Source organism: Tenuifilum thalassicum (assembly GCF_013265555.1).
Lineage (GTDB): Bacteria > Bacteroidota > Bacteroidia > Bacteroidales > Tenuifilaceae > Tenuifilum > Tenuifilum thalassicum.
This window is the reverse complement of record NZ_CP041345.1, coordinates 252375-271941: the sequence shown is the minus strand read 5'-3', so window position 1 is coordinate 271941 and position 19567 is coordinate 252375. Positions and strand designations below refer to the sequence as shown.

General features: G+C 39.3%; 15 protein-coding genes. 4 read left to right on the top strand and 11 right to left on the bottom strand.

Features of this window, described 5'->3' with window-relative positions:
- Window positions 1-28: 28 nt before the first annotated feature.
- The 3 genes from FHG85_RS01145 to FHG85_RS01135 form a co-directional block, all read right to left on the bottom strand.
- Window positions 29-586: a hypothetical protein gene (locus FHG85_RS01145; RefSeq protein WP_173072446.1), complete on the bottom strand. Its 558-nt coding sequence runs from the start codon at window positions 584-586 to the stop codon at window positions 29-31.
- Between the two features lie 152 nt (window positions 587-738).
- The gene (locus FHG85_RS01140) at window positions 739-1668 is read right to left on the bottom strand and encodes a T9SS type B sorting domain-containing protein (RefSeq protein WP_173072445.1); all 930 of its coding nucleotides are present in this window, start codon (window positions 1666-1668) and stop codon (window positions 739-741) included.
- A 49-nt stretch (window positions 1669-1717) separates the two neighbouring features.
- The gene (locus FHG85_RS01135; protein ID WP_173072444.1) at window positions 1718-2857 is read right to left on the bottom strand and encodes an AI-2E family transporter; all 1140 of its coding nucleotides are present in this window, start codon (window positions 2855-2857) and stop codon (window positions 1718-1720) included.
- A 339-nt stretch (window positions 2858-3196) separates the two neighbouring features.
- On the opposite strand from FHG85_RS01135, the gene cysS reads away from it, so the two are divergent.
- The 4 genes from cysS to FHG85_RS01115 all read left to right on the top strand — a co-directional run bounded on the left by cysS (window position 3197) and on the right by FHG85_RS01115 (window position 9124).
- The gene (gene cysS, locus FHG85_RS01130; protein WP_173076703.1) at window positions 3197-4669 is read left to right on the top strand and encodes a cysteine--tRNA ligase; all 1473 of its coding nucleotides are present in this window, start codon (window positions 3197-3199) and stop codon (window positions 4667-4669) included.
- Window positions 4670-4924: 255 nt separating this feature from the next.
- Window positions 4925-7711, top strand: coding sequence for a leucine--tRNA ligase (gene leuS / locus FHG85_RS01125; RefSeq protein WP_173072443.1), 2787 nt, complete (start codon window positions 4925-4927; stop codon window positions 7709-7711).
- 92 nt (window positions 7712-7803) lie between these two features.
- Window positions 7804-8229 (top strand): four helix bundle protein, encoded by a 426-nt coding sequence (locus FHG85_RS01120; protein WP_173072442.1) that lies wholly within the window; start codon window positions 7804-7806, stop codon window positions 8227-8229.
- Window positions 8230-8245: 16 nt separating this feature from the next.
- Window positions 8246-9124 (top strand): YitT family protein, encoded by an 879-nt coding sequence (locus tag FHG85_RS01115; protein ID WP_173072441.1) that lies wholly within the window; start codon window positions 8246-8248, stop codon window positions 9122-9124.
- Here the strand turns inward: FHG85_RS01115 and FHG85_RS01110 are convergent.
- The 8 genes from FHG85_RS01110 to FHG85_RS01075 form a co-directional block, all read right to left on the bottom strand.
- On the bottom strand, window positions 9121-10659 hold the full coding sequence (locus tag FHG85_RS01110; protein ID WP_173072440.1) for a YifB family Mg chelatase-like AAA ATPase: 1539 nt from the start codon (window positions 10657-10659) through the stop codon (window positions 9121-9123). The two genes, FHG85_RS01115 and FHG85_RS01110, sit on opposite strands and share 4 nt — an antisense overlap.
- A gap of 99 nt (window positions 10660-10758) precedes the next feature.
- Window positions 10759-11127: a hypothetical protein gene (locus tag FHG85_RS01105; protein ID WP_173072439.1), complete on the bottom strand. Its 369-nt coding sequence runs from the start codon at window positions 11125-11127 to the stop codon at window positions 10759-10761.
- Window positions 11128-11131: 4 nt separating this feature from the next.
- Window positions 11132-11776 carry a DsbA family protein gene (locus FHG85_RS01100; protein WP_173072438.1) on the bottom strand — a complete coding sequence of 215 codons (645 nt, stop codon included), beginning with the start codon at window positions 11774-11776 and terminating at the stop codon, window positions 11132-11134.
- Window positions 11748-14882 (bottom strand): AsmA family protein, encoded by a 3135-nt coding sequence (locus FHG85_RS01095; RefSeq protein ID WP_173072437.1) that lies wholly within the window; start codon window positions 14880-14882, stop codon window positions 11748-11750. Before FHG85_RS01095 ends, FHG85_RS01100 begins: the two co-directional genes overlap by 29 nt.
- A gap of 5 nt (window positions 14883-14887) precedes the next feature.
- Window positions 14888-15421 carry a TlpA family protein disulfide reductase gene (locus tag FHG85_RS01090; RefSeq protein ID WP_173072436.1) on the bottom strand — a complete coding sequence of 178 codons (534 nt, stop codon included), beginning with the start codon at window positions 15419-15421 and terminating at the stop codon, window positions 14888-14890.
- A 590-nt stretch (window positions 15422-16011) separates the two neighbouring features.
- On the bottom strand, window positions 16012-17007 hold the full coding sequence (locus tag FHG85_RS01085; protein WP_173072435.1) for a PorP/SprF family type IX secretion system membrane protein: 996 nt from the start codon (window positions 17005-17007) through the stop codon (window positions 16012-16014).
- Between the two features lie 141 nt (window positions 17008-17148).
- Window positions 17149-18240: a T9SS type B sorting domain-containing protein gene (locus FHG85_RS01080; protein ID WP_173072434.1), complete on the bottom strand. Its 1092-nt coding sequence runs from the start codon at window positions 18238-18240 to the stop codon at window positions 17149-17151.
- A gap of 97 nt (window positions 18241-18337) precedes the next feature.
- Window positions 18338-19291: a hypothetical protein gene (locus FHG85_RS01075; protein WP_173072433.1), complete on the bottom strand. Its 954-nt coding sequence runs from the start codon at window positions 19289-19291 to the stop codon at window positions 18338-18340.
- Window positions 19292-19567: the final 276 nt, after the last annotated feature.

Genomic DNA, 19567 nt, shown 5'->3' with positions numbered 1-19567 from the left:
GAAGAATCTTAACCGATTATTTAAGCCTCTACCTCTGATTACTTCTCTTTTGGTTTCTGAGCTTGATGGTCTTATTAAAGACCCCTGCTTTAACCAATTTTTCAAACTCCGATGTGCTTTTGGGCTTGAGAATTATTTTGGTATTTTCACCCCTGTCGTTCTTTAGAATTTCATACTTGCAAATATCTTTTACAAGTTGCTCTAACTTTACAAGCTGCTCCTTGCTATAATCGATATACGAAATATTTAGCATGCTATCATTGGGTTCAAAAAGGAAAGGCACCCAAACTGCTCTGTTCCAAACAGAATCAACACTATTAACAACGAAATTATTCCCAAACCTCTTAACCTGCATATTATCACCTAATGTTCCAGAAATGTTATCATCCTTACTAATAGTAAAATTAATTGAGTTGGACGAAATTTTGAGAGTATCATTATCAGCACTAACATATATGCCAGGAAAAGCTTCTGATAATGATTTCAACTCTTCACCTCCTATGGGTTGAGGTTTATCAAAAGTAACATTGTTGCATGCAAATAAAAATGCTAGAAATGCAAAACTGAGATAAACTATTTGTTTCATCGTTATAAGATTTTATAATTATTGAATAGCATCATGTTAAACATTTATAAGTAACACTCATTAACGTACAAATGGCACACCTTTGTTTTGATCATCAGTAATTGTGTAAAATGTCTTATATTAGACATTTGTTAACTATTAATTATGCTATACTACTTTTTACCTCTAAATAGGTATACAAAACCTTTTGCGTCTTCGTAATAACCGTTAAGGTCTTCAATTACATAGTAGTAAATCCCTTCTGGCAAGTCTATTCCCTGGTTATTTTTGCCATCCCACTGAATTATACTCGATTCGGTATTGTAAACAAGAGCACCAGAACGCGAGAAAAACTTTATACGGAACCAGCCAGTTCCACTAGTAGGTATTACAAATCTATCGTTTGTTCCATCCTCGTTGGGAGTAAACACGTTAGGAACAAACTGGAAAGGTACCTTTCCAGCAGTTAAATCGGGTTGCACTCTAATGGTCTGTGTGAACTCTGCAGTTTGTCCACTTCCAGTGTGGTTTACCTCTAATTTAACTTGATGAATTCCAGCGGACGAAAATGTGTAGTATATATTTGGCCATTGGCCAAGTGTAGCGTCATCAAAAGCATTATCAGCTAAAGGAGTTCCATCAATGAACCAATGGAACCTTAAGTTTCCTAACGAGTCTGCATGGTTAGGAATGCGATACATATTCAGAAAAATAAACTTGTATTCAGCCAAACGCCCAAGGTTTCTATCATAATGTGGAATAAAAAAAGCGGGGCTCAAAGGGATATCACGGCTATGGGCTCTGCTCTCACCATTAATGGTAAAACTTAATGTAACGGTAATGCTGTCGGTCCAACTTGTATAGTTAAAAGTATGTATGGGACTTTCTAATGTAGATGTTCCACCATCACCAAAATCCCATGCTGTAGGTGTTATTGCAGAATTGGCAAAAAATTGAATTATAGATTGGTTCCCAATATTTGGCGATTCAATTAACTTCCAAGTAAAAACTGAATCGGCTTCAAACCCTTGCGAACGCCCATTTAAATGTAAGGCAAATAGAGCAATTAGTATAAATGTTAATGGTGATATTTTCCGACACATTGTAAAACAAGTTTATTTAGGTAAAGATAAACTAAAATCAAAATCAAGGCTAAATCTTCTCGGTTAATTTTTGAACAACCCTAAAATTATTAAAAAACTCTTTTGCAAAAACTCTAATAACAGTATAGCTAGGAATGGCAAGAAGCATTCCCAAAATTCCAGCAACACTACCAGCAATAAGAAGCACAATGAAAATCTCTAGTGGATGAGCTTTTACGCTATTTCCATAAATTGTAGGTTGAAATACAATATTGTCGATTAGCTGAGTTGTTAAAAATACAAGTAAAGTTAGCATGGATAGGGTTAACAAATCGGAAGAAAATCCACTATGCAGCTTAGTGGCAAGTACTATTAATGTTCCCAGAACAGTGCCTGTAAGTGGGCCAACATATGGCACTACATTCATTATTCCTGCAATTAGGCCAACCACAATTGCCGTTTGAAATTTTACACCTATAATGCTGAGGCCTATTGTTATTAAAGTTAAAATCCCTGTACTTTCAATGATTATTCCAATAAAATATCGACGTAAAAGTTTATTAATACTTGTTAGCGCTCTGGTAATCTGCCCTTCGAAACGTTCTGGAAAAATTAAAATGATGCTCTTAAAAAACAGAGTATCATCTTTTAAAAAGAAAAAAGTAATGAACGAAATTGAGAAAAGGGCAATTAGCAAATTAATAAGCACATTAGCAGTTGATGAAAATGCATCGGAAATCATAGATATGGTGAATATCCCTGAAATCTTCTGAATAAGAAAATCTTTTAAAATGAATTCTTGAGCCGATGAGGGTAGATAGTCTTGTATGAAATGCTGAATAGCGTTAATGGGTTCATTAAATGAAGCCACAAGACTTTGAACATCAATTGAGCCCAACTCATTAAACTGTGCTATCACCAATGGAATCATTACTCGAAAAAAAGCGATGAATAGCAACCAAATTGTTGCTAATGCCACAAAAGCACCTATAAACCTTGGCGGGTGCCAACCTTTAATCTTTAAACCCGATATAAAATCAACAATGGGTTTTCCCATTAGGCTAAGAACAGCCGAGATTAAAATATATGCTACTATTGATGAGAAATACCACACCAAAAAGGCAATCAGCGCAACAACAAAACCTATTATTATATACCTAACCAGCTGATTCATTCGAAATAGGTGATAAATTTTTATCAAACCTAACATAAAAAGAAGAATTTTCAAAATAATGAGAGTGAATTGGAAATATCATTCATACAACTTTTCGCCACGATTTTAATCTAATAGGTTCCCAATTACTGGATTTATACTAAATGGATTCACAAACAATTTCAATACTTTTATGGCTTGTTCAGTAAACAAAAAACTTAATCAATTCTATTTAAAAATTCATATCTTAATTTGTAAAAATCACTACTTTTGCAAATTATGAGACGGGAAAATATCATTCAACACTTTCATCGATGTTGCCTTTAAATACAAGGCAAACTCTTTCTGCTATTTTTTGTTTTCATAATTGTTTACCCACAGCTAAATCAATTTAATATCATGGATAAGTTATTAATTTACAATACGCTAACACGCAAAAAAGAAGTTTTTGAACCATTAAACCCTCCACACGTTGGATTATACGTATGCGGTCCAACAGTTTATGGTGACCCGCATTTAGGGCATGCTCGTCCGGCTATCACTTTTGATTTGCTATTTCGCTATTTAAAACATCTAGGCTATAAGGTGCGATATGTTCGAAATATTACTGATGTTGGGCACCTAGAAAATGATGCCGACGAAGGAGAAGATAAGATAGCCAAAAAAGCTCGACTCGAGGAGCTAGAACCCATGGAGGTGGTTCAACACTATACCGATAGGTATCACTCTGCCATGAAAATGCTTAATGTTTTACCTCCAAGCATCGAACCCCGTGCATCAGGACATGTTATTGAGCAGATTGAACTTGTTAAGAAGATTTTGGCAAATGGTTATGCCTATGAACGCAACGGTTCCATTTATTTTGATGTGGTCAAATACAACAAGGATCATAAATACGGTATACTTTCTGGGAGAAATATTGAAGATTTAATGGCAAATACCCGTAGGCTTGATGGCCAGGACGAAAAACAAAATCCTTTTGATTTTGCCCTTTGGAAAAAAGCAACCCCTCAACATATCATGCGTTGGCCTTCGCCTTGGAGCGATGGTTTCCCTGGCTGGCATCTTGAATGCTCAGCAATGAGCACCAAGTACCTGGGTGAACCCTTCGATATCCATGGCGGTGGAATGGATTTGCTCTTCCCTCATCACGAGTGCGAAATAGCGCAAAGCGTTGCTGCCAATGGAAAACAATCGGTAAGGTACTGGATGCACAACAATATGATTACCATTAACGGGCAAAAGATGGGTAAATCATTGGGAAACTTTATTACGCTCGAGGAACTTTTTAATGGCACCCATAAGCTCTTGGAACAAGCCTATAGCCCTATGACCATACGCTTCTTTATCCTTCAAGCTCAGTATCGTTCTACCCTCGATTTCTCAAACGAAGCCCTTCAGGCAGCCGATAAAGGATTATCACGATTAATGGCTGCCAACCGCAATCTAGATAGAGTAAAGCCCGCTGCTAATTCAACAGTTAAGGTTGATGAGCTAAAAACTCGCGTATACAATGCCCTAAACGACGATTTAAATAGCCCTGTAGCCATTGCAGCTCTGTTCGATTGGGTAAGAATTATTAACCAGCTAGCCGAAGGCAAAGAGTCTATCACTGAGAACGACCTGAACGAACTAAAAACATTTTTCAGAACCATTATTTTTGATGTTTTAGGATTGGTTGATGAGCAAACTGCAGGGTCAAAACATGCTGAGCTAACAGGGAATCTAATCGAAATGTTGCTCAACATCCGCCTTGAAGCTAAGCAACGAAAAGATTTTGCAACATCCGATAAAATCCGCGATGAACTTGCAAAGCTGGGAGTTGTTGTTCGCGACCGCAAGGATGGTTTTGATTGGGAAATTGAATAAAGCATTAGAATGCTATCGTAAAAGATTAGTTCTGTGTATGTTTTTAGTGTAGTTTATGGTGATGTGTTTAAAAATATGAACACCGTGTAATCAAGTTCAGCGCATTACCATACTTAAAATTAACCAAACATGGTAGAATTCACTTGAATTGCAATGAAATAAAATCAAAACATCTATACCGCTAAAAAACACATGTTTTAACCTCTTTTTTCTATCTTTGCAAACTGAAATCAACTTTAACAAAATCAGGTTTTTATGGATTACAATTTTAAAGATATTGAGCAAAAGTGGCAGGATTACTGGCGCAAGAATAAGACATATAAAGTAGATATTGATAAAAACAAGCCCAAGTACTATGTGCTCGATATGTTTCCATACCCATCGGGTGCAGGACTTCATGTTGGCCATCCACTAGGTTATATAGCATCGGATATTTATTCAAGATACAAGAGGTTGAATGGATTTAACGTGCTCCACCCCATGGGGTACGATGCTTTTGGTTTGCCAGCAGAGCAATACGCCATACAAACAGGTCAACATCCTGCTATAACCACCGATAAAAACATCAAACGGTACCGCGAACAGCTCGATAAAATTGGGTTTAGCTACGATTGGGACCGCGAGTTTCGTACTTGCGACCCAAAATACTACAAGTGGACTCAGTGGGCATTTATCAAAATGTTCAAACACTGGTATAACAACAAAACCCAAAAAGCAGAGCCTATCGAAAACCTCATTGCCGAATTTGAACGTAATGGCAACCTAGAAGTTGATGCTGCATGCAGCGAGGTGAAAAAATTCACTGCAGCAGAATGGAAGGCAATGAGCGAAAAGGAACAGCAAGAGGTGCTTCTTGCATACCGCCTAGCTTATCTTGCCGATGTTATGGTTAACTGGTGCCCTGCACTTGGAACCGTTCTGGCTAATGATGAGGTAAAGGAGGGTGTATCAATTCGCGGTGGCCATCCTGTTGAGCAACGCAAAATGCGTCAATGGTGCCTCCGTATTTCGGCTTATGCCGAGCGCCTACTGAATGATTTGGAAGAACTTGACTGGACTGATTCGTTAAAGGAGATTCAGCGCAACTGGATAGGTAAATCAGAAGGCGCTGAGGTTTGGTTCCGTGTTGAAGGCAGCGAAAGAAAGATACTCATCTTTACCACACGGCCCGACACCATATATGGAGCAACCTTCATGGTGCTTGCCCCAGAAAGCGAACTGGTTGATGAGCTAACCACTCCTGAGTATGCCGAAAAGATGGAGCAATACCGCCAGGAGGTTAAGCGCAAAACCGAACGCGAACGAATGGCCGAAGCACGGAAGGTGACAGGACAATTCACTGGCAGCTACGCCATTAACCCATTTACTAACGAGCGCATTCCCATTTGGGTTAGCGAGTATGTTTTGGCCGGGTACGGCACTGGAGCCATTATGGCTGTTCCTGCACACGATAGCCGCGACTTTGCCTTTGCTAAAACATTTGGCTTACCCATAATCCAAACAGTAATTCGCCCAGGTGAACAGCCAACCAACCCCGATTCATGGACCGAATCGTACGACTCAAAAGAGGGTGTGGTTATCAATAGCCCGTTAATAAACGGATTAGAGGTAAAAGAGGCCATTTCTAAGATATGCGAGGTTATTGAATCGCGAGGACTCGGTAAGCGAAAAATTAACTATCGCCTTCGCGATGCAATTTTTAGCCGCCAACGCTACTGGGGAGAACCTTTCCCAATTTATTACAAGGATGGTATTCCCTATCCACTTGATGAGGATAAGCTACCCCTTGAACTTCCCGAAGTGGATGCTTACCTACCAACCGAAAAGGGAGAGCCACCTCTTGGCCGCGCTAAGAATTGGCATACACCCGAAGGATATCCCTATGAGCTAAGCACCATGCCAGGTTTTGCAGGTTCATCGGCATACTACCTCCGATATATGGACCCTCATAACGACAATGCACTGGTTTCGCCCGAGGCAAATCAGTATTGGGAGAACGTAGACCTTTACATCGGAGGAACTGAGCATGCTGTGGGACATCTAATTTACTCACGTTACTGGAACAAGTTCCTATACGACCTTGGCTATGTTTGCAAGAATGAGCCTTTCAAAAAGCTTATAAACCAAGGAATGATTCAAGGTAGGTCGAACTTTGTTTATCGTATTAAAGGAACAAACACATTTGTTTCCTACAACCTTAAGGACAATTACGATGTTACCCCTATACATGTTGATGTAAACATTGTTAGTAACGATATATTAGATATTGACGCATTCCGTAAATGGCGTCCCGAATTTGAAAATGCTGAGTTTATCCTTGAAGATGGCAAATACGTATGTGGCTGGGCTATAGAGAAGATGAGCAAAAGCATGTGGAATGTGGTGAATCCCGATACCATTGTTGAAAACTATGGCGCCGATACACTTCGTATATATGAAATGTTTTTGGGTCCAATTGAGCAAAGTAAACCCTGGGATACCAATGGTATTGATGGGGTACACAAGTTTTTAAGAAAATTCTGGAGACTTTTCCATAACTCGAATAATGAATTCGAGGTTTCAAATGATGAACCAAGCGACAAAGAACTTAAAGTGCTTCATAAAACCATTAAAAAGGTCACGGAAGACATTGAGAAATTCAGTTTTAACACCGGAGTTTCAGCATTCATGATATGTGTAAATGAACTAACGGACTTAAAGTGCAACAAACGAGCAATACTAGAACCCCTAACCGTTCTTATTGCTCCCTATGCACCACATATTGCCGAAGAGCTCTGGCATCAGCTTGGGCATGAAAATTCTGTAACCGTTGCATCATGGCCTGAGTTTAACGAGAAATACATTAAAGAATCAACCTTTACCTGTCCTATCTCCTTTAATGGAAAAACTCGATTTACCCTTGAGCTGCCGATTAACCTTAAACCCAATGAGGTTGAGGAGCTGGTTTTAGCAGATGAAAATACCAAGAAATATTTGGGCGATAAGAAACCGGTTAAAGTAATTGTTGTGCCAAACAAAATTGTAAATATAGTTGTTAAATAGATTGATTTTTTAATTTGACTAAATTTGTGTATCTTTAGTAAACCCTTATAAATCATCTAAATACTTTTAAACGTTTCTAAAAACAGTTCGTTATGGAGAAATCGGATAGCAAAACCAAATCGTTCAAGGATTTGGTAGTATGGCAAAAAGCCCATGCATTTGTACTTAACATCTACCAGCAGGTAAAAATTTTTCCTGAAGATTACCAAGCGCTTGTGGGCGATATGCTTTGCGAGAGCGCTACTGCTATTGCAACTAACATTGTGGGTGGGTACAAGAAGAAAGACCGCGATGAAAAATTGCTATTCTTGACTACAGCCCAAGAAGCACTAGAAGAGTGCAGGTATTACATCACTCTTGCTACCGATTTGAATCTTTTAGATTCATTTCAAGCCGAAGAGCTGGAGAATAACCTAAATGAGGTTAGCTATTTACTGAACTCTTATGCTCGCTCAATCCGACGTCGTAAGGAGAACGAACCTCGTAAGGATAAGGAAGAGGATTCTTCAAAAGATTAAATTTTCTAGTCAAAGTATGACATCAACCCAAATTTTAAAAACAGTCCGTTCCTATTCTATAATAGTGTTCGGACTGTTACTTTATGCGCTGTCGTGGACTGCATTTCTAATCCCTCATAAGATCACAGGGGGTGGGGTTTCTGGTATTGGTGCTTTAATTTACTACGCAAGTGGTATCCCAATGGGTTACACCTACTTCCTTATCAATATTGCATTGATTCTAATTGCAATAAAGATGCTGGGAGCCAACTTTGGTGTTAAAACAATTTTTGGTGTTGCTGTTGGCTCAATTCTTCTATCAGCACTTCAAATGCTAATAAAAGCTCCCGTTGTTGACGATAAATTCATGTCTACCATTATTGGTGGTGCACTATCGGGAGTTGGGCTAGGGATAGTATTCTCGCAAGGTGGTAGCACAGGCGGAACCGATATTATTGCCATGATAATAAACAAGTATCGCAATATTAGCCCTGGCAGAATAATTATGCTTTGCGATGTTTTTATCATTGGCTCCTCCTTCCTAGTATTACTAGATCTTGACCCAGCAAAGCGTATTGAAACCATTGTTTATGGCTATGTTGCAATGGCTATTACAGCATACTCGCTCGATGCTGTCCTATCAGGAACAAAACAATCGGTTCAGGTTTTTGTTTTTTCAAAACACTATCAGGCCATTGCCGATAGAATTACTACCGAGGTTAACCGTGGCGTTACAGTTGTTGACGGCATGGGTTGGTATAGCAAGGAACCGCAAAAGGTATTAATATCACTTGTTCGTAAACATGAGGTAAGCGAGGTGTATAAAATCATAAAAGAGATTGATCCTGAAGCATTTATCTCTGTTGCAACTGTAACAGGAGTTTACGGGAGAGGATTTGAACGGATAAGGCATTAACCTGCCCAATTTTCCCTATCGAGACTACGATACTGAATTGCCTCAGCAACATGCTGGGGCATTATTCTTTCTGATCCCTCCAAATCTGCTATTGTACGTGATACCTTAAGAATCCTATCGTATGCTCGCGCCGAAAGGTTAAGCCTTTCCATGGCAGTTTTCAGAATGGCAGAACCAGCCTCATCGAGTTTACAGAATTCTCGGATAAGTTTCGATGACATTTGTGCATTACAATGCACCTCAGCCCAGGGAACGAAACGTTCTTCCTGAATCTGGCGGGCTTTAACCACACGTTCCCTTATTTGAGCACTACTTTCAGCAGGAGGAGCAGCCGATAGCTTTTCAAAAGGAACAGGAATAACCTCCACATGTATATCTATGCGATCGAGGAGTGGGCCAGAAATGCGGTTTAGATACTTTTGTACAACACCTGGCGAGCAAACGCACTCCTTTTCTGGGTGGTTGTAATAACCACATGGACATGGATTCATGGAAGCAACCAACATAAAACTGGCTGGATACTCAACGGTAAATTTAGCCCGAGAAATGGTGATGACCCTATCCTCTAATGGCTGTCGCATTACTTCAAGTACAGTTCTTTTAAACTCTGGCAATTCATCAAGGAAAAGAACACCATTATGGGCGAGAGAAATTTCACCTGGTTGAGGATATTGCCCACCCCCAACAAGTGCCACATCCGATATTGTATGATGGGGACTACGGAACGGTCTACGAGTCATCAGCGAGGTATTCCTATCAATTTTACCTGCTACAGAATGTATTTTGGTGGTTTCGAGTGCTTCACGTAAAGTAAGTGGGGGGATTATTGTTGGTAATCGCTTAGCTAGCATGGTTTTCCCTGCACCTGGTGGTCCTATCATAATGATATTGTGGCCACCTGCTGCTGCAACCTCCAAAGCTCGCTTTACATTTTCTTGGCCTTTAACATCTGCAAAGTCAACATCATAGCTATTGGCATGGGCAAAAAACTCTTCACGAGTATTCACTACAGTTGGCTCCAGGGTGCTATTCCCATTAAAAAAATCGATCACCTCCTTAATATGCTCTACCCCATATACATCCAAGTTATTTACCACTGCTGCCTCACGAGCATTTTGCTTGGGAACAAAGAAGCCCTTAAAACCCTCTTCGCGTGCCTGAATGGCAATGGGAAGTACACCTTTTATGGGTTGAATTGAGCCATCGAGCGATAGCTCACCCATTATTACGTACTCATTCAAGTTATCGGATGAAATCTGTTCTGATGCAGCCATTATCCCTATGGCCAGTGGTAAATCGTATGCCGATCCCTCCTTCCGGATATCGGCAGGCGCCATGTTAATTACTATGCGCTTTTTGGGGAACTTGTACCCGTTGGTTTCCAAAGCCGACATAATGCGTTGCTGGCTCTCCTTTACGGCATTGTCGGGTAAGCCAACAAGAAAAAAGTTAACCCCTTGCCCAACACTAACCTCAATGGTTATGGTTGTGGCTTTTATACCATGAACAGCGCTCCCATAGGTCTTTACCAACATGGCTTTAGTGATTTTAACACAAATGGAAGTGTCTTATATTAACTGCAGTATTTTTTATTACCTTTCACGGTAGTAAAGATAAGACACTCCCATTTTAACCTAATGGCAAACCGAATACATTTTGGCCTGCTGAAGCAGCTGAGCTGTTAAACGTTGTAACTCAGCTTTTGCATACATTTTTCCTTGTGTGGATGCAGTACCGCAAAGTACCTCTATCGCTTGACTTTCAGCATCAGCACAACCATCTGGGTCATTTTCTGTTGCTTTGGTTTTATCACACACAAACTTTTGGTCACCCACTTCGTAGTAGCAGTCACCGCCATCGGTGGGACAACAAACATTAGCAATTTCACATTCAGGCGGTTCAAAAAGTTGACAAACGTCGTTTTCATCCTTCTCACAGCCCCAGTTTAACATGGCTAGAACAAGACCAAGGATGAGCGGAGTAAATAATAATTTTTTCCTCATGGCTTTATCGATTTAAATGGTACTGAATAATCTTTCTAAAGTTCTCGTATGGCATATAGCCTTTATACACCTTACCACCTATTACAAAAGTTGGCGTGCCAGTAAAACCAAATTTATTAAATTCGTCGCGAGTGTGCAAGATATAATCCAAAGATTCGTTCCCTAAAATGCACTCTGCCACCAATGGATCGCTATCAATGAAATGGTTGACCATATCCCTAAACTCATCGGTATAAATAACATTGCTATTGGTTAAAAGTAGCTCATGTAGCTTTTCATAGTAGCCATACCGATTAATACATACTGCAGTTTTTACTTCTGTTAAGCGATCTTCGTTCTTGGAGAACTCCACAAGTTTTAAAACTAACCTTACCTTTCCTTTTGCAATATACTCTTCGCGAAGTTTTGGAAAAACTTCTGAAAAAAAGAGCCTACAATAACCACAATGGTAGCTAGCATAAGCATAAATTGTGAGCTTAGCTGAATCGCTACCAAATGATATATCAAGAGGGTTTACAGTAACATATATCTCATTATCATTTTTATCTGATACCGTAAGCTGATATACCTTTATTAAAATCAGAGCAAATAGTATAGCGGAGATGATTATTGCAAACCACTCAATCGTTTTTATCTTTTTTGTTAACATCTTCTTTAAGTTTCAATTCTTTTCTATAAAGATCGGTGCTAAAGTTCATCCTATGGGGATGAAATACAAGATTTAACCCACGTTCCTGAACCCTAATAGTGGTTTTCATAATTCGTTGTAGCGCCTTTGTATCAAAGCCATACTTAGTATCATTACCCCTTTCAAGCGCAACGAGGTATAAACCAGACCGTTTTGCTTTATCGCTACCTTCAAAATCCTCATCTTTTAAGCCCTGTTTTTTAAGCAGCTTTTTCGATTTACCAAACATCACATCACCAGGATAAACCACAAAGTGGTACTCGTAGTCATCACCAAAGCTTTGCATTCCATAAACCGACATGTCCATAGCGGTACTAACTATATCGGTTTTTGGGAAGTAAATCTTATTATTGTAAATGAATACTTTAGTGCTGAGAGTCCGGAACACTATGTTATCAAGTTCTTTAAGGTTAGTAAACTTCGAAAGCTCCATTGCTGGTTCAAAATTGTAAATACCACCATCTGCAAGAGTTAAATCTCCTAGTAGATTAATTTTATCGTAAAGAATGTTTGTATCCTGCATTACTACCCTACCATAAACAGTACCAGTTAGCAATCCTTCAATGTTATTATGTGTGAAATAGTTCTGATCAAAGTCCTCATTCTCCTCAAGCAGCTGTTTAATGTTTATGTTTTCAGATTGATTCTTAAATTCAATGATTTCTTGAGGTGCTTTTCGAGTATCATAAATAGCAGATGTAATGGCTGTGCCTCCAAAAGCGTTGAACCTCATATCATCAACAACATATAGGCTATCGTCGAGTCTGAACTTTGTGGAAAAATTGCTAATTAAAACCTTACCATATTTTATTTGATCGACCTTTGCTATACCTCTAATTATGTACTGAGGCATATAAGAGGAATCAACTTGAGAGGTGTCTGCTTTAGGTTTCACACCTTGTAATGTATCAATGGAAGTTTCTGCCAGCCTGGTAGAATCGGTTACAATATTCTGAGTCGAATCCTCTTCAATAAACGGTAGGAACATTGCATAATCTATCTTATTAGCCCAAAGCGATGTGTTAACAATCAGCTTCTTATTCTTTTCTTCTTTAAGGAATGCCTTGTATATGTTCCAAATCGACATTGAGTCGGATTTAAACTCAATATCTTTATAGTTACCAATTAGATTAGCAACCCTAATTGTGTCATTAGCCATTGATATGTTGAAAGACAACCTATCGATACCAATTAGCGTATCGTTTGGCATGGAGAAACCAAAATTGTGAACCTGAGTAGAGAACCTGCTATTCTCAAATATGATTGGCATTACATCTTTTTCAATAGAGTCGAGATTTACCCCACCATAAGAATTAAACTTGAAATCAATTTTCCCTGTAATATAACTTACCAGGGTGTCAGGTATAAAAGGTCTTAGCTCATCGAGATCAATTTTGATATTCCCTGTACTACTAAACTGCGGTTGATTAAGATTTCTGAGCTTTAATCGTGCTCCAAGGCTGTTATTGCCAGCTGCCACGAAAAATGTATCGATTCTAATATCAATTTTTTCTGGCGATATAACCGAACCAATAACCTTAGCTGAAAGCAAACCCTTGTCTATTCCAACCTTGTATCCAGGTAGATACAGGTTTATTGTTTTAATCTTTAATGATTTATCCGGATTATAATCTATATCGACATTAAGATTTTGAATGGAATTTAATGAATCTAAACTAGCAGAAACGTTAGTTAACTTGAAATTGAAACCAGAACTTTCCATGAAATAATCTGTACTATTAACATCTATATATTCTGGCATTCTACCTTTAGTAAAGAAATTGGCATCAACCAATCCAGAAACATCCTTTGCAATGGAATCGGGTATAAGATTTCTAAACTCATCGAGAACGAGATGAATATTTCCATTTATGTTATAAATTGGCTTATCTGGGTTTTTAATGGTTAAAGCAAGATCAACTTTACTTTCATCGGTTTCAACTTTAAACTTTTTAAGTCTGAATACAGTAGTTGAAAGCATATTAGGATTTGGAATTGAGGCAGTTGCATCAATTGTTATGTTTTTCACCTTAGGATACTGAGCGGTTTCAACTGTCCCATTAACTAACTTGATATCAGTGAAAATACTAGGAAGCATGATAGTATCATACAAAAACCCTCTAATGGTTGTGTTAGCAGACAGCCTTCCCTTTATCCGATTAACTCCAAAATCTTTTAGAATATCCTCAGGTACGAATTTCATAAGCTCATCCAGTGATATTTTGGGAATATTGGTGCTTAGATCCATCCATATTGAGTCGGAGAGAATAACTTCACCATGAGTATTAAGCTCAATACCTTCGGTTTCAATTTTGGCTTCATCAATATCAATTTTTCCAGTGTTATAATTTAAACCATAACTTATTGCTAATTGCTTTATTTTATCAACAGGTATATTCTCATACTTTATATTAGAAACCATAAGATTCCCATTACTCCTGGCCCAAATACTATCACCGGAAATTTTACCTTCGAGGTGTAATTTAGGGATATTAATATTTGCCTTTGCTTTTAGGTTTTCGTCCCGATAGTTTAGGTTGATATCGCTCAAGGTTAAATTCTTAAGTAAAATATTTAAAAGGGTCTGGGCAGCAGTATCAGGTTCTGTTTCGATTGTATCGCTTGGTATCAAAAAGTCGAAATTTGAACGACCAGCCGAGTCGACAATATAGTTTAACCTGAAACCATTAAGTTCAAAGCCATTGATATCAACCTTGTTATTAAAAAGAGGATACGCTTTAACAGAAACAAAAACATTTTTAAAGCCTATTAGCGTATCGGGCAGATCGGTAATTCCAAAAATTCTAACGGAATCGGCTTGTTGGCCTAAATTGAAGCCAGAAATACGTAGGGTAAGATTTGGAAAGTCGCGAAAAGGTAAAACGCTTATTTTCCCATAAGAGATTGGGGCTTTAAGGGTTTGCTCAACTTCTTGAACTGCCATTCTGACTATCTTGCCTTCGAAAAGGAACACCCCAATCAATATCAAAACTACAAGCGATAAAATAGTCAGAATTGAGATAAGAAAGTATTTAGTGGTTTTACCAAGAACCCTAAGCGCTTTCATGTTTTTTAGTTTTTACAATTTGTGTTAAAAAACGTCCTTTTCCTATATTTTCGAAGGGTAGAGTTAAGTTCAGCCCCCCTAAGGTTTTTAGCAACGACAACTCCAGCACTATCAACCAGAAAGTTCATTGGAATTGCCTTTATGTTGTAAGTTCTTGCAATACTGCTACGCCAACCCCTTAAATCGCTTCCATGATATTTCCACACCAGTTTATCAGACTCAATGGCTTCTAACCAACTATCACGTTTCATATCGAGCGAAACGCTAAATATCTCAAAGCCCTCTCCATTTGTAAAGCAGGCATCCCTATATTTTTCGTATGCAGCTGTTAGTACAGGATTTTCTCTTCGGCAAGGCGAACACCAGGAAGCCCAGAAATCAACAAGCACCAACTTCCCTTTTAACGATGAAAGTTTAAATTCTTCACCATTAGGGCCAGTCATAACAATCTCAGGAGCCTTTTGCCCAATTTCAATATTTTGTGTCCAACCCCATGAAGAAGTTGCTACTAACATAAGTAAAATTATATATTGTCTCATTATAAAAGGTTTTCATTACTACACCAAACATTATGCAATTTACCATAAAATAGGGATTAAAAAAGCATGAAGCATGGAAAAAATAGTTCAAAAGGTGCAATGACCTCCCCCCCAGCCCCTCTCCTGAAAGGAGAGGGGAGCATAAGCCTCCACTCTCAGGGGATGTTTGGAGGGGTCGTTTAAGGAAGGAGTTGGAAATAATCGGAATTAGCGGGAAGAACCGTGTTTCGTTTTTAGCTTTCCTTGTTTCGAAAATTGTAATGTTGTGAAACTACTTTTGAATTTTTCGCTTCGCTCAGGATGACAAGTTGGGCTTATAATAGAGTTATTCAAAGTTTGACTTACCGTTTTAGTGAACCTTGAATCTGTATACACTGGTCAGGATTTGAGTCTGGAATTTTGAATTTTGAATTTTGAATTTTGAATTTGAAATCCGTCTATGTCAGAAAAGTCTTGACCCTTAAGTCCATCCTTGCCTGACACTGTCATTTAACCTTTTAATTTTAACATTTATCCTTTATCCTTAATTTTGGGTCAATAAAAAAAGGCAGGTTCCCCTGCCTAAGAAATATTTGTATTATTTAGATTTGCTAGAATCTATTCAACCAGCGGTAACGACGTTGTGTATCACCAAGTTTCATTCCAAGCATAAGCTCATGCGAACCAGCTTTAGAGAATGTGGAGACATCGGAAAAACTATAGTCAAAAGCATATCCAAAGTAGAACTGCTGGTACTTAATACCAATCATTGTAACCACTGCTCCTGTAGATCGAATTGATATACCAGCCCAGTAGTCGTTTTTATAGTACCCTTTAATGTTCAGGTCGGCACCGAACTGGAAACGCTCGTTGGTAGTGAATAGAACCGAAGGTTCTATGGCAAAATCGCTACGGTAGGGTTGGTAACGGTAGCCACCTACCAGGTAGTACTGACGGAGTAACCGATAGGCAACCTCCGTGTTAGTGCCGCCAAACTGGATAAAGCTCTGGAAAAGTGAGGTTGCAGAGAAGCCCACATAGTATTTTTGCGAGCTAAGCAAAACACCAAAATTGGCATCGGGAGCAAATTTTGATGTTTTACCGGAAAGGAGAGGATCGTTGGTTTGGTCGTAACCATCAACCGACGTAACGCTTGCCTTAAACTGAAAGCTAGTTAGAGAAGCGCCAAAGCTTATCTGGTAATCCCTCATATAGATGTGGTAGGCATAGGTAGCCTGAAAGCCGGTACGGTGTATTCGCCCGTTATTGTCGTTAAAAACGAATGCGCCCAGTCCAACACGTCCACTAGGGCGACGACGGCGAACACGTGTTTTAATTAAACGGCTTCGGTTTCTGAAACTGGTTTTCAGAATACGGGTTTGGGCACTTAGGGCATAGGTGGCTGGTGCTTCGGAGTAACCAATCCACTGCTGTCTGGCGGTCAGGTTAACAGCAGTAACCCCTTCGGCTCCCGCAACTGCAGGGTTTACCAGGAATGGGTCAAGCATGTACTGGCTATAAAGAGGTTGCTGCTGTGCTCTTATCCCACTTGCCAAACCCAATAGCACAATAACTAAAATTACCCCTATGTTCTTACTCCTAATCATTATTTGTTTTTGTTCTATAGTTCAAAGTTCAAAGCAGTGTCCGGCGAGGACGGATTCAAGTTTAAGGTTCAATGTTTTAAAATTGATTCAATGTTACAAAAAAATTCTTTGTTTTTTCGTGTTTGGTAGTAAAATCATTTATTACCTTATTATTGTCACGCTTCCCTTGTACTCATATTTCTTTTGTCCCACTGTGAATTCAATGATATAGTGATATGAATCCATTGGCAACTCCTTACCATTCAAATCCTTGCCATCCCACGGTTGGTATGCGCCCTTATGGCTCCAAACCAGTTTACCCCAACGGTTAAATACCTTAACGTTAACGCTGGAAATAAACTCGCGCAGATCTTTTCCATCGTAAGGTGCAGGGAAGTCCCAGTAATCGTTAACGCCATCCTTATTGGGTGTAAATGCAGCAGGTATTCTAAGTCTTGAGAAGTCGGTAGCAGTAATCTGTATGGAATCGGAGTTTGAACAACCATTCGCATCGGTAACCTTAACCCAAATAAGCTGGTCGCCGCTTTGGCCATCGACTGTTATACTTGGCGTAATGGCGCCAGTACTCCAATCGTAGATGGTAAAGTCAGGGTTGTAAACATCCAGCTCAAGGGTTTGTGTAACCATAAGGCTGGTATCGTTGCCCAAGTCAACCTCAGGTAAAGGATGAACTACTACGTCGGCTACATCATAGGAACAACTGTTGGTTGCATCAACTAAACGCACAACGTAAGTACCTGATTCACCTGTGTAGTAAACCTGATTTGTGCTTCCATCCTGCCATAAGTAGTTAATAAATCCTTCACCAGGATCAAGTGTTGCAATATCACCAAAACATATTCCAACCTCATCAGGAATATTGTTTGTTATAGGGATAAAAATTTCAGGGGTGTTAAGAACAACATTAACGGAGTATGGGCTGCCAGTACAACCGTAATCGGTATGTTCAACCACAGTAAGGGTGTAGATACCACCCTTCATCCCCTCGCGCCAGAAGATGTCGATAGAATCGCCTCGCGCCAGAAGAGTATAGTCGGTGCCTTGCTGAAGAACATTACCATCGGGGTCGGTTATGGTCCAGTCGAAATCGGAGATTCCATTAAAACCTTTAACTCCATAACGTTCGGTATGCCCAATACAGGCCATGGGTAAATCGGCTTGTTCCTGAGCAGAAAGGGTAAATGCCGAAACAGAAAAAATAAGTAGGAATAGTATGTTACGCAACCTTTTCAAAACCTTATTACTTAGTTTAACCTGATGTTATTAGCAATTGCAGAACGAATTTTTAAAAAACCCGGCCAGCCAGGCTGGCCGGGAAAAGAATCTTATTTTAGTTAGCCCAAGTTGTTGGAATATGATAGATTGGTCCAGTAACAGGAGCAGGGTTAATTTGTAGAGTATATGTCTCACTTATTGCATTATAAGTAAATGCAGAGGGATCAGTTGCATCACCGTCAAGTGTGATAAAGTCACCAAAGCGAAGTGCTTGGTCATTAATGCTGATAAGTTCGTAGGTGTAAACGGTTGGCTTGTTGTTAATTACACTAAATGAACTAACAGTCATAATATCATGAGCTCCAGAAGCAGCTACAGCCTCAGGTGAAGCAGTAGTATAATTAACAGCATATTTTTGAACAGCTGAAGCACCAGCACCAGTTTCGTCATCGTAATATTGGTCTTTTGCAGCGTTGTTGTCAAGAGTTGCAATTTCTAATCTCCAAACTAAACGATAATTTTGCCAACCACCGCTTATAGTAGCATTAATAGCTGAAGGAATACTAGCATCACCAACACAGTAACTATCGCTAGCGCCAGCTAATGCTCCTAAAGTAGCACTTGGGGTTGCAACAACATTAACAGTAATGGAAGTTGGAGTTGCATCAGCACAACCACCAAAAGCTGCAGGTGATTGCTCATAAACTGTAACAGTATATGGGCTCCCAGCAGCAGAACCTGCAGGAGCTGTAATTTCAACATAGTTATCTGGAGCTCCATTTTGGCTAAATGTTAGAGTAGTTGTACCTTCAGCCCAGTTCCATGTAAAGCCATCAGTAAGAGTCCAAGTGCCTGAAGCATAGTCCCATGGATGATAAACAGGGTCTGGTAGTGCGTATACAGGTACTGTAGTTCCTTCAACCATATAGAAAGAACCATCATTTCCATAAGTTACAGAATTTGCATAACCCTTAGGAATAGTACTGTTGTGAGTTTGTGCAAAAACGCCTGAGAACATGAATAGAGCTGTTACAACCAGCGCGATTCTCATAAGTGTCGATCTTTTCATAATTGTAAAATTTAGTGGTTTATAATTTAAATTTCAGTTTTGTTTCGTGTTAATAAAAAATTGTTTGTTAAAATGCCCATGGTGGGTTTAAGCTCGTTTGCCCGCTCGGCTGGCTATGGTGGCCGGTTGTCGCGGGGGGTCGTCCTACTTTTGCTATTGTTTCTTAGCCTTTTCATTGTTCTGCTTTTAGGTTGCTGTGGCTATTTACGGTTAGGTAACAAAAAGGTTCTTTAAAGGGGTGCTGTTTTATATCAGTTTTTGACCAATGTCGCCATT